Origin of the sequence: Salegentibacter flavus, from assembly GCF_900115145.1 — a bacterium.
GTDB lineage: Bacteria > Bacteroidota > Bacteroidia > Flavobacteriales > Flavobacteriaceae > Salegentibacter > Salegentibacter flavus.
Map to the genome: position 1 here is coordinate 129,216 of NZ_FOVL01000008.1, position 12,914 is coordinate 142,129.

At 40.8% G+C, this 12,914-nt stretch carries 9 protein-coding genes; all 9 read left to right on the forward strand.

The annotated features are described in order from the left end of the window. Positions 1-8 precede the first annotated feature (8 nt). The 9 genes from BM266_RS08320 to BM266_RS08360 all read left to right on the forward strand — a co-directional run bounded on the left by BM266_RS08320 (position 9) and on the right by BM266_RS08360 (position 12,906). The gene (locus BM266_RS08320; RefSeq protein ID WP_093408234.1) at positions 9-1,580 is read left to right on the forward strand and encodes a beta-N-acetylhexosaminidase; all 1,572 of its coding nucleotides are present in this window, start codon (positions 9-11) and stop codon (positions 1,578-1,580) included. A 4-nt stretch (positions 1,581-1,584) separates the two neighbouring features. Next, positions 1,585-2,418 carry an N-acetylmuramic acid 6-phosphate etherase gene (murQ, locus tag BM266_RS08325; RefSeq protein ID WP_262506698.1) on the forward strand — a complete coding sequence of 278 codons (834 nt, stop codon included), beginning with the start codon at positions 1,585-1,587 and terminating at the stop codon, positions 2,416-2,418. A 415-nt stretch (positions 2,419-2,833) separates the two neighbouring features. Next, positions 2,834-3,700, forward strand: coding sequence for an ROK family protein (locus BM266_RS08330; protein WP_093408239.1), 867 nt, complete (start codon positions 2,834-2,836; stop codon positions 3,698-3,700). 145 nt (positions 3,701-3,845) lie between these two features. Then, on the forward strand, positions 3,846-5,462 hold the full coding sequence (locus tag BM266_RS08335; RefSeq protein ID WP_093408241.1) for a beta-N-acetylhexosaminidase: 1,617 nt from the start codon (positions 3,846-3,848) through the stop codon (positions 5,460-5,462). 219 nt (positions 5,463-5,681) lie between these two features. Beyond that, positions 5,682-7,283, forward strand: a complete 1,602-nt coding sequence (locus BM266_RS08340) for a glycoside hydrolase family 10-like protein (protein ID WP_093408244.1) — start codon at positions 5,682-5,684, stop codon at positions 7,281-7,283. Positions 7,284-7,292: 9 nt separating this feature from the next. Next, positions 7,293-8,741 carry a sodium:solute symporter gene (locus BM266_RS08345; RefSeq protein ID WP_093408247.1) on the forward strand — a complete coding sequence of 483 codons (1,449 nt, stop codon included), beginning with the start codon at positions 7,293-7,295 and terminating at the stop codon, positions 8,739-8,741. A 9-nt stretch (positions 8,742-8,750) separates the two neighbouring features. Continuing rightward, the gene (locus BM266_RS08350) at positions 8,751-10,565 is read left to right on the forward strand and encodes a glycoside hydrolase family 9 protein (RefSeq protein WP_217648151.1); all 1,815 of its coding nucleotides are present in this window, start codon (positions 8,751-8,753) and stop codon (positions 10,563-10,565) included. 10 nt (positions 10,566-10,575) lie between these two features. Continuing rightward, positions 10,576-11,592 carry a dipeptide epimerase gene (locus BM266_RS08355; protein WP_093408254.1) on the forward strand — a complete coding sequence of 339 codons (1,017 nt, stop codon included), beginning with the start codon at positions 10,576-10,578 and terminating at the stop codon, positions 11,590-11,592. Between the two features lie 81 nt (positions 11,593-11,673). Then, positions 11,674-12,906: a C40 family peptidase gene (locus tag BM266_RS08360; RefSeq protein WP_093408256.1), complete on the forward strand. Its 1,233-nt coding sequence runs from the start codon at positions 11,674-11,676 to the stop codon at positions 12,904-12,906. Positions 12,907-12,914: the final 8 nt, after the last annotated feature.

The following is a 12,914-nucleotide window of genomic DNA, read 5'->3' on the forward strand; positions in this document are numbered from 1 at the left end:
TTTTTGTTATGAAAAAAACGATATCAAACTTATTTTTTATTCTGATGTTATCGCTTCCATTTGGTGGCATAGCTCAGGAAGTTACTGCAGAAAATCCGGCAATTATACCGCAGCCGGCAGAAATTGAATGGAAAGAGGGTGTTTTTACTCTTCCAGAAAAAACAGTGGTTTGTTACAATTCCGAAGCGAAAGCATCGGCTGCCTGGCTGCAACAATTGCTGAAAAACACCAATAGCGAAAGCTTCTCGATGGAGGGAGAAGACTGTCTCGGATTTTCTTTGGTTATCGACGAATCCCTCGAGGAAAGTCTGGGGAAAGAAGGCTACAAACTCAATGTTTCTAACGATAAAGTTGAACTTGAAGCAGCAACTGAAAACGGGATGTTCTACGCGATCCAAACATTAAGACAAATGTTTCCTGCAGAAATAGAAACCGGAAAAATTTCTGAAGAGATTAAATTAAAACAGGTAGCCATCACCGATGTGCCAAAGTATGAATGGCGCGGCTCAATGATCGATATCTCAAGAAGTTTCTTTGGTCCCGAATACATTAAAAAACACATAGACCGAATGGCTTTTTATAAGCTTAACCGTCTTCATCTTCATCTCACCGACGATCAGGGGTGGAGAATTGAGATCAAACAATTGCCTAAACTTACTGAAGTTGGTAGTAAAGGAGCCGTAAAAGGCGGGAGATCCGGATTTTTAACCCAGGATGAATATAAAGAGATCCAGGAATATGCTGCTGCCAGGAATATTATAATTATTCCAGAAATAGACATGCCGGGTCATAATTACTCTGCTCTAATGGCCTACCCTGAACTCAATTGCGATGAATTCGCCAATTTAACTCCGGCCCGGGCTACTCCTCCTGAATTATACCACGAATACAATGTTGGTTGGAGCAAGTTTTGTCTTGAGAATCCAGAAACTTACGATTTCGTAGCCACCGTTTTAGGAGAAATGGCTGAAATAACCGAAGGACCCTGGCTTCATATTGGAGGAGATGAGATCGAAGATCCGTTATATGAAGAATTTATGGTAAAAGCCGATTCCATCGTGAGAGGCTTGGGTAAAACGACCATAGGATGGGAAGAAGCTACCAAGGCAGAGGTTGATTCAAGTTTTATCAGTCAGCGCTGGCATGGGGAGGTTGAAAGTGTAGTAGACGTTAAGGTTATTGAATCTATTTGCTCAAGTTTCTATTTTGATCACGCCAATGTTGAAGGTCAGGAGTCTACCAATAACTGGTGCAAGGAAGATGGAGTTACTTTAAAGAATGTATATGATTTTAAATCTGATAACCCCAATGTACTTGGGGTGGAAGCACCGGTGTGGACAGAAATGGTCTTAAGCGATTCAGCGCTTGACGATAGGTTCTGGCCCAGAAGTATTGCTATGGCTGAAGTGGGTTGGAGTAAAACTGAAAACCGGGAATATAAGGATTTTTTAAACCGACTTGGAAAACACGGGGAAAGACTGGATAGAATGAAGGTTAATTATTACCGTACCCCTGAAGTGAATTGGAATTCAGAAAGAAGTGACGGAGTTTTCTCTGGATTTACACCTTCTTCAAAATAAAAAAATTGCTGTTAAAATGAAGAAAAATCCTGATACTGAAAGAACCTCCAAGTATAACGATTTAGAAAAGATGAGCACCACTGAGTTGCTCACCAATATTAATAAGGAGGATAAAAGTGTTCCCGAAAGCGTGGAGGAACAAATTCCGGCCATCCAGACACTGGTCGATATAATCCTTTCCAAAATGGAAAACGGGGGACGTCTTTTTTATATAGGAGCCGGAACTAGCGGCAGACTCGGAGTTTTAGATGCTTCTGAATGTCCGCCAACTTTCGGTGTAACCGATGATTTGGTTATTGGCCTTATTGCCGGGGGAGATGTTGCCTTAAGAAAAGCGGTTGAAAATGCTGAAGACGATACCGCACAAGCCTGGAAAGACCTTCAGGGATATAAAATTTCAGAAGAAGATGTCCTGGTGGGCATTGCCGCCTCAGGAACCACTCCATATGTAATAGGAGGAATTAAAGATGCGCGTGAGAAAGGCATAGTTACCGGCTGTATAACCTGTAGCTCAGGCAGCCCACTTGCTGAAGCTTCAGAATATCCAATTGAAGTGATAACAGGTCCTGAGTTCGTCACCGGAAGTACCAGAATGAAAGCCGGTACCGCTCAAAAGCTGGTGTTAAATATGATTTCTACTTCGGTAATGATCAAATTAGGCCGGGTGAAAGGCAACAAAATGGTAGATATGCAACTCTCCAATAAGAAGCTCGTTGGCCGGGGAACCAGAATGATCATGGAAGAACTTGATGTTGATGAAGCTAAGGCGGCTGACCTCTTAAAAAAGTATGGCAGTGTGAGGAAGGCGGTTAGCAATTCTAAAAATAAACTTAAATAGAAGTTTTATAAAAGTTAATTCGATATTTATATAGATAGAAGGTATTCTTCTTACTTGTCGTTATGATTATGTTTTTATCCCAATGGGAACCCGAAATAGTGTTCAACTTAAGTCAAGGACTTTTATTCTAAAAAATCTAATTCTTATTTCCAAATGTCTTCGGTTAAATGACCACTCTATGAAACTTACCGTTAAGATCTTGTTCTAAAAGTGTTCTTTTCTTTATAAACATACTTATTAAACTCATTAATTTTTCTTCGCTAATAAGAATAAAATTATTTCTTTTATAAAAAATTATAATAAGTATTTGGAAATAACAAAAATAAATACCTTATTTGTGTAGACTACAAGTAAAATTTTATCGAGATGTTAAAGATATTTTTATGAATAGTTTATACCTAATAACTTAAAACTAATGAATCAAATTACTATAGGGGTAGATTTGGGTGCTACCAAAACGAAAGTGGGAGTAGTTCAAAACTCTGTCGTTATTGATGAGATTGAGTTTCCTACCTCTTCGCAAGGTTCCAAAGAACAGATAATTGGTGAATTGATAAATGGAATAGAAAAGATATCTAATCAAAATATTTTAGGAATTGGAATAGGGGTTCCAGGGTTAATTGATGAAGAAAAAGGGATAATCTATAACCTTTGGAATATTCCCTCTTGGAAAGAAGTGCATCTCAAAAGCCAATTGGAGGATCATTTTCATAAACCTGTTCGAATAACAAATGATGCCAATGTTTTTGCCTTAGGAGAAAAGATGTTTGGAAAGGGAGGTCCATATAAAAATTTAGTAGGTGTAACCTTGGGAAGTGGATTTGGCACGGGAATTATTATTGATCACAAATTATATTCAGGCTCATACTCAAGTGCAGGTGAGATGGCAAATCTGCCATATTTGGACAAGACTATTGAGGATTATTGTAGTGGAAAATTCTTTTTTAATGAACACGGCTTGAAAGGTGACGAAGTTGCAAAATTGGCCGAGAAAGGAAACCTTGAAGCTTTAAAGATATTTAAGGAATTTGGACATCACTTGGGCAATAGTCTAAAATTAATTCTAAATATTCTTTCTCCTGAAGCAATTTTTCTAGGAGGTTCTATTAGTAAATCGTATGTATTTTTTGAGGAATCTCTACTTGAGACTATTAATACATTCCCTTTTAAAAAAGTAAGGGACCAGTTGGTTGTTGAACCTTCCACCACATCTAACACAGCATTGTTAGGGTCAGCTGCTTTGATTTTAGCTGAGCAATATCAGGCTGATTCATCATCCTAGACAATTTTAATTCAATACCACGTAATATATATGTTAACCATAGCAAAGGCAAAAAAATCTAATATGACCAGTCCTTTAGAATAAATCAACTTAAAACCCATAAAGTTACTTTGGATAGCAACTTTTATTTTAATACACAGAAGTTATGAAATCACACCTTTTAAAAAAAACTATTCTTTTTTTACTTATTACGGTCCTTCTTTCTTCCTGTTCAGGATCTCCAGAAGTTATAAAAGCTGAAGGACCACCACCTAGTGTTATTCCCTTACCCCAGTCTGTGGAATGGAAGGATAATATGTATTTGATACCGGAAGTGAATCATATTTGCTATAATAATGGTGGGGAAAAGACGGCAGAATGGCTCCAACAGCTATTGAAAGTAGCAAATATCGAGTCGGAAATTAATTCAGGGGAATCTTGCGGTAATTGGAATATTAGTATTGATTCCGCCTTGCAAGAAGAGTTGGGTGAAGAAGGGTATACCCTTGAAATCAATGATTCAGGAGTGACTATTAATAGTGCAACTGAGGCAGGTTCATTTTATGCAATTCAAAGCCTTCGGCAATTTTTTCCTGCCGAAATCGAGCAGGGTAATTTTGTGAAGGATGATGTATTGTTGAGGCAGACTTTTATTCAGGATAAACCAGAATATAGTTGGCGGGGAACAATGGTGGATGTTGCTCGTAGTTTTTTTGGTATCGATTACCTGAAGCAACATGTTGATAGGATGGCCTTGTACAAGCTAAATCGTCTTCACCTACATTTAACCGATGATCAAGGCTGGCGAATAGAAATTAAAGGCAAACCTTTATTAACGGAAATTGGATCAAAAGGATCCGTTGAGGGAGGACGCTCGGGATATCTTACACAAGAAGAATATAAAGAACTCCAGGATTACGCGCTAGAAAGGAATATTGTGATTATTCCCGAAGTTGATATGCCGGGACACATTTATTCTGCATTGTTAGCTTATCCAGAGTTAAATTGCCCTGGAAATTCTAATATTGGACCTAAAGGGGTCACCCCACCTGAGCTATATACTGGATATGAAGTGGGATGGAGTAAATTTTGTCTTGAAAAACCAGAAATTTATGATTTTGTTTCTGATGTTATTAGGGAATTATCAAATATAACTAAAGGACCCTGGATCCATATCGGGGGGGATGAGATAGAAGATCCGCGTTATGAAGAATTTGTAGTAAAGGCTGATTCTATTGTACAGCAGCACGGTAAGTTGACCATAGGCTGGCAGGAAATAACCCAGGCTCCTGTGAGTCCTAATGCTATTAGCCAAAAATGGTGGGCCGGTCATGGGGAAAGTGTTGTTAATGTTAAGGAGATTCAATCTTTTTGTTCGAATTTTTACTTAGACCATGCCAATGTACCCGGGCAAGAGAACACCCTTAATTGGTGTAAAGAGACAGGGGTTTCCATAGAAGACGTATACAGTTTCAGTTCAAATGATCCCAATGTAATTGGGGTTGAGGCCCCGGTTTGGACGGAACATGTTCTTAGTGATGAAATGCTAGATGATCGTTTTTGGCCGCGTACCTTAGCTGTAGCTGAAGTTGGGTGGACATTAGAATCAAAAAGAGACTTTAAGGAATTTCTTGTTAGGGTAGCAGGACAAGGTGAGCGCTTGAATAACTTGGGTATTCACTATTTCGATACACCAAATGTACAATGGAACCAGAGAAATATAGCTGAAAGACCCGAAAGTGTCTTTCACGAATTCATGGCATCGAAAGAAAAAATAAAATAAACTTGAAGACCATCCTTTTATTAATTATTATATCTTTATTATTATTTTTATAGATGCATATGATAACCTATTCTGAAACTCCTACATCTTCAAATATGGATTACTGGAGAGAATACTAATGATTATAAATCATTCAAGAAAAGAGAAAGCGGCACATTTTTAGTGCCCTTTCTCTTTTCTTTTTTTTGCTTAATAGCTGTTCACCTTATTCCGAAAATTATGAGTTTTAAATCCATATTCTACTTTCTTGTATTAAGCATAATTCTTGTTTCCTGTAAATCTACTCAACCGGCCCCCGAGATGCCGGCTGAAGAGATCGAGCCAAGAGATACCCTGGCTGTTCATAAACCGAAGGTTCCTTCCCAGGTAAAAGAAAAAGTTGCCGGAATCACCCCTTGGGATCCTAAAACCCCAAAAAATATTGAGGAGTTCCGCGCTGCCTGGGTAGCCACGGTTGCTAATATTAACTGGCCCAGCAAACCGGGCCTTTCCACTTCAGAGCAGCAAAGAGAGGCTTTAGAATTACTTGATTTTTTAGAAGAGCATAATTTCAATGCGGTGGTTTTTCAGGTTCGGCCACAGGCCGATGCGCTATATAAAAGCGAGTTGGAACCCTGGTCTTACTATCTTACAGGGCAACAGGGAAAAGCCCCGGAACCTTATTACGATCCGCTTAAATTCTGGATAAATGCCGCCCATAAACGTGGTCTGGAACTTCACGTTTGGCTAAATCCATATCGGGCGCATCATACCGCGGGAAAAGAAATCAGTGAAAAATCTGTTATAAAGACCGATCCTGATCTGGTGGTTGAATTGGAAAATGGAATGTGGTGGATGGATCCCGCCCAAAAAGGTACCCAGGACCGTTCATCAGCAGTGGTAATGGACCTGGTAAAAAGATATGACTTAGATGGGGTTCATTTTGATGATTATTTCTATCCTTATGATTCTTATAATAACGGAGACGATTTCCCAGATGATAGGAGCTGGAGGGCCTATCAGGCTGCCGGTGGGGAACTTTCCCGTGGCGATTGGCGCCGGGAAAGCGTGAACACATTCATTAAAAGAGTTTACAACGAAATAAAAGCCGAGAAACCTCATGTTAAATTCGGATTAAGTCCCTTTGGGATCTGGCGTCCCGGTTATCCTGAATCTGTAACCGGATATGATCAGTATGAAAAACTTTATGCCGATGCCAGGCTTTGGCTGAATGAAGGCTGGATCGATTATTATACTCCGCAGCTGTATTGGCAAATTAATAGCCCTGGACAGAGTTTTCCTGAGCTTTTAGGATGGTGGAAAAGCGAAAACACCAAACAGCGTCACTTGTGGCCGGGAATGAATGTAGGCCTGGGTGGTGACGAAAAAAATATAGATGAAACCATAAACCAGATCATGATCACCCGTGGGATGCTTCCCGAAAGCAAAGGAGCGGTACACTGGAGTATTGGTCCTTTAGTAAAACATAAAGAACTTTCAAAAGCTATTAAGGAAGGACCTTACTTTAAAAAGAGCCTGGTGCCACCAAGCCCCTGGCTGGACAATAAACCTCCAAAAATCCCAAAGGTGACCACCCGTGCTGAAAATGACAGGCTAGTCATTTCCTGGGAGCACGAGCAAGCAGATGATGTTTTTCGCTGGGTTGTATATTTTCAGTACGAAGAAGGAAACTGGGATTATAAGATTCTAAGCAGTGATGCGCGCACTCAGAACTTACAAAGGATTGTTGGTGATCAGGAACGCAAACTGGAGAAAATTGGAATCACCGCGGTAGATCGAAGCGGAAACCAAAGTGAATTCAAAGAGATTTTAATAAAATAATACCCCAGTATGTCCCCCATTTTAGTCTTTAGCATCATCGCCGGTTATTTTGCTATGTTGATGGCCATAAGCTATTTCACTTCACGAAAAGCCGATAACGCGACCTATTTCACCGCAAACCGTCAGTCACCCTGGTTTCTGGTGGCTTATGGAATGGTAGGCGCTACTTTATCTGGGGTAACTTTTATCTCGGTACCTGGGGAGGTTGGAAATTCAAACTGGACCTATTTGCAGTTTGTGATGGGAAACCTTGTGGGTTATGCGGTAATTGCACTGGTGTTAATTCCGTTATTCTATAAGCTACGTCTTATTTCAATTTATGAATATTTAAAAGACCGTTTTGGCCAGAAGTCCTACTATGCGGGGGCTTCATTTTTCCTTATTTCGCAAACCATTGGTGCCTCTTTCAGGCTTTTTCTTGCCGCTTTAGTGTTGCAGATTGCTTTTTTCGATGCTTTCGGAATTCCTTTTTGGGTAACGGTTTTAATAACAATCGGTTTGATTTGGTTATATACCTTTCGCGGAGGAATAAAAACGATTGTATGGACAGATACCCTGCAGACAACATTTTTATTGCTGGCAGTGCTCATAAGTATTTTTGTAATTGTTGATCATATGGAACTTGAGGCTACCCAGGTGTTTTCTGTAGTTTCTGAAAGCAGCATGTCTGATGTTTTTGACTGGGACTGGCGCTCCAACAGCAATTTTTTCAAGAGTTTTCTGGCCGGTATTTTTATAACCATCGCAATGAATGGCCTGGACCAGAATGTGATGCAGAAAAACCTCACTTGTAAAAACCAGAAAGATGCCCAAAAGAATATTTTCTGGTTTTCAATAACTTTCTTTATTTCTACGGTGTTATTCCTTGCTTTGGGCGTTTTGTTGTATAAATACGCCATGGACCAGGGGATTGCAATCCCGGAACGCTCAGATGATCTTTATCCGCTACTGGCACTTAATGAATTCGGAATTCTTGCCGGAATCGTATTTCTCCTCGGAATTATCGCGGCGGCATTTTCCAGCGCCGATTCAGCTCTAACGGCCTTAACCACTTCATTTTGTGTGGATATTCTGGATATCGAAAAACGAAAAGGCAACCAGAAAAGAACCCGGATGCTGGTTCACATAGGATTTACCATTTTAATGTTTTTCGTTATCGTGATCTTTAACGCAGTTAACGATAGTAGTGTAGTTAGCGCGGTGTTTAAAGTTGCAGGCTTCACCTATGGCCCGTTATTGGGGCTGTTTGCGTATGGCTTGCTAACCAGTAATCCGGTAAAAGATAAATGGGTGCCCCTGGTATGCATTATCTCTCCATTTATTTCGGTAATTTTAGATTGGAACTCGGCACAATGGTTTAACGGCTATCAGTTCGGATTTGAGATCCTTTTGGTGAATGCCGGCATTACCATGATAGGGCTTTTTGCTCTCTATAGAGCAAGGCCAATAAATATTTAATTCAAACAAATGAAAGCATTTTCGAGCCTCATAATTTTAATGTTATTTCTTGCGATCCCTATTTCAGCGGCGGCGCAAAATAACGGGGATGATGTTTTTATCAGGTTAAATCAGGCAGGTTATTTAGAGGAAGACTCTAAAGTGGCCGTGGTTTTTTCAAATAAAAGGCCTGATAGGAGATTCAGCATAATTAATGCGGAAACAGGAGAAGAAATATATAATGGAAAACTTCAAACCCAGAAAAAGCGAGGTTGGGGTAATTTCAAACATTATTTTAAAGCTGATTTTTCTGAAGTTGTCACGTCGGGTAACTATTATCTCCTACTGGAAAATCCAGGTGTGAAATCGGCTGAATTTGGGATAGGCAGAGACTTTTCCTATAAGAATCATCACGAAGATTTGATCGGATTTATGCGCCAGCAGCGATGCGGGTATAATCCTTTTTTGGATATGGTTTGCCACCAGCGCGATGGGCGCAGTATGTTTGGACCCATGCCAGATTCTACTTTCGTAGATCTTAGCGGGGGCTGGCATGATGCGGGAGATCAATTGAAATATTTAATCACTTCCAGTAACGCAACCGCAAAAATGTTGAAAGCCTACGAACTCATTCCCGAAAAGTTCGCAGATAAGGTAAATGCTTTAGGGCAGGAGGGAAGCAATGGCATACCGGATGTTTTAGACGAGGCCAAATGGGGCTTAGACTGGATCCATAAAATGCACAGTAGCCCCGGGGAACTTTTTCACCAGGTAGCCGATGACAGGGATCATTTAGGAATGAAATGGCCCGACAAAGATTCATCAGATTACGGGTGGGGACCAAATTCCTATCGTGTGGCTTATTTTGCCACCGGAGAACCCCAGGGTCTCAGGGAATATAAAAGTAAAGCAACAGGAATTGCAAACCTCGCCGGAAGATCGGCTGCTGCAATGGCCCTGGGTGCACGGATCTGGGAAGACTTCGATCCGGTTTTTGCTGAAAAATGCCGGATTGCAGCGATAGAGCTGTATGAAATGGGAAAAGAACAGGAAGGATTTCAGCAGGGAAATTCCTATGGTGCTCCATATCGTTATAACGAAGATACCTGGGCCGATGATATGGAATGGGCCGCCGCCGAATTATTCATAAACACCGGTGATGAAAACTTCTTAAACGATGCTAAACGCTATGCCCAAATGGCCAATTCGGTTTCATGGATGGATAAGGAAGATGCGGAACATTATCGGTTTTATCCGTTTTTCAATATCGGGCATTTTGTGCTTTACGAACATGTAGATAAAGATTTTCAACAAAAACTGGCGCAGTATTATCGCGATGGAATTGATGCGACCCTTAATCGGGGGCAGGGAAATCCCTTTCAAATAGGCGTGCCCTTTATCTGGTGCTCCAATAACTTAGCTACTAATCTTATCACCCAGATAATTCTCTATGAAGAGATGACCGGCGATGCTCAATATCACGATTTCATGCTTGCTCAACGGGACTGGCTTTTTGGAAATAATCCCTGGGGAACTTCAATGTTTATGAATATTCCGGAAAAGGGAGAATATCCAGAAGATGTACATACCAGTATCTGGTATCTTACCGGAGAAGAAGTTCCGGGTGGATTGGTGGATGGTCCGGTTTATAAAAGCGTTTATGAAAATTTGAAAGGCCTAAGCCTGAAAGAGGAAGATGAATTTGCTCAATTTCAAACTGATTTTGTAGTTTACCATGACGATTTTGGAGATTATTCTACCAACGAACCAACTATGGACGGCACCGCCGATGCGATCTTCTTCATGGCTTGGTTTGCTATGGATGCTGAAAATAAAAATGACTGAAACCTGAATTATGAAGCTCGAATTCCATCCATATAAGCTTGAACTAAAAAACACCTTCACCATTAGTCACGGTTCCCGTGATTTTCAACCTACATTAATTGTGGCGGTAAGTGATGGTGGTTCTACCGGCTACGGAGAAGCTACCGCAACTTCCTATTACGGAGTCAGTATAGAAAAGATGCAGGAGGATATTAAAAAACTGGAGCCCTTGCTCGCTAAAAATATTCATAAAACTCCGGAAGAGATCTGGGAGCTTACCTGGCCTAAGTTAAAACAGAATCCTTTTGCACAATGTGCTCTGGATATCGCCCTGCATGATCTCCACGGAAAAAGAAACGGGCAGCCGCTCTATAAAATGTGGGGACTCGATATCAGCAATATTCCGCTTACCAATTATACCATTGGCATCGATACGGTTGAAAAAATGGTTCAGAAGATCGAGGATTTCCCCTGGCCGCTTTATAAGATTAAACTCGGCACTGAAGACGATGTAGCCATTGTTCGGGAACTTAGGAAACACACCGACTCGGTTTTTCGGGTTGATGCTAATGCTGCCTGGACGGCAGAGCAGGCCATCGAAAATGCAAAAGCATTGAAGGACTTAAATGTGGAATTTCTGGAGCAACCACTAAAAGCCGATGACTGGGAAGGGATGAAAAAGCTCTATAAAGAATCAGTATTGCCCTTGATCGCTGATGAAAGCTGTATTGAGGAAAGCGATGTACAGAAATGTGCCGGACACTTTCACGGAATAAACATCAAACTCACTAAATGCGGCGGGCTAACTCCGGGAAAACGAATGATCGAAGCGGGTAAAAAACTCGGCCTGAAAGTAATGGTAGGCTGCATGACCGAATCTACCGTGGGAATTTCAGCTATTGCACAATTATTGCCGTTATTGGACTATGTAGATATGGACGGCGGATTGCTAATCAAAAACGATATTGCCGACGGCGTTAAGGTCTACGATGAAAAAGTCCATTTCCCCGATAGGAACGGTACCGGCGCTGAATTGTATGAAAAATAAAAGCAAGGCTGAAATTAGTTTTTATTCTGAACTTGATTCAGATTAAAAAAATGAGAATATTAGATTTAAAAAATAAAAATAATGAAATTACTTAGAAAATTTTATCTCCCACTTGTCCTTGGAATCGTACTTAGCGCTACTTCTTGCGAAGATAAAACCGTAAAGGAAGAAAAGAATCCAACCGATGAGTATATAGCTGAAGTAAAGAGAGAATATGCTCCTGACGGAAGAGTGGCCCTTTTTGATGTGAAATCTGAAAAACAGGGAGACTCCTATGTTCTTAAAGGAGAATCCAACGAGACCGAAGCAGTTGAAAGCCTGAAACAGAAACTGGAAGCCGAAAATATTAAATTTAAAGATAGTATCCGTTTGCTTCCTGATGCCGAAGAACTGGAAAATAAAACCAGGGGAGTGGTTAAGATCTCGGTAGCTAATATTCGGGATGAGCCCAAGCATTCTGCTCAGCTGGTAACCCAGGCTACTTTGGGGATGCCGTTAAAGGTATTCAAGAAAAAAGGCGGTTGGTATTATGTGCAAACTCCCGAAGGCTACCTGGGATGGGTGGATTACGGCGGAATTCAAAATATGGAGGAAGAAGAGCTCAGATCCTGGAAAAAAACCGATAAACTCATTTATCTTGAAACAGCAGGATTTTCCTATGAAGAACCCGACTCCGATTCTCAGAGGGTTTCAGATTTGGTTTCAGGGGATATTTTAGAGCTTGTAGAACGTCAGGGGAAATTTTATGAGGTTAGGTATCCAAGCGGGAAGAAAGCCTTCGTAGAAACCGCTTATGCGCAACCTTATTTGGAATGGTTGGAAAATTTGGAAGCCACTGAAGAAGATCTTATAGCGACCGGAAAAGACCTGATGGGCACGCCATACCTATGGGGTGGGACATCACCAAAAGGGATGGATTGCAGTGGCTTTACAAAAACGGTATTTTTTATGAATGGGGTCGTGATTCCGCGGGACGCTTCCCAGCAGATCCATACCGGGGAAGAAGTTGATACTGAAAGAAATTTTGAAAATCTTGAGAAAGGAGACCTCCTTTTCTTCGGAAAACCCGCCACCGATTCAACTGCTGAAAGGGTGATTCACGTAGGAATGTGGATTGGCGATAACAAATTCATCCATTCGATGGGGGAAGTTCACATTAGTAATTTCGACCAGGATGCTGATGATTTTGACGAGTACAACTATAATCGCTATTTACGAACAAAAAGGGTTTTAAATAAGGAAGATGAAGGCTTGATCTACCTGAAACAATCAGATCTTTTCACTCTCCCTGAAGCCGAAGAAGTGAAGATGTAAGAATGAAA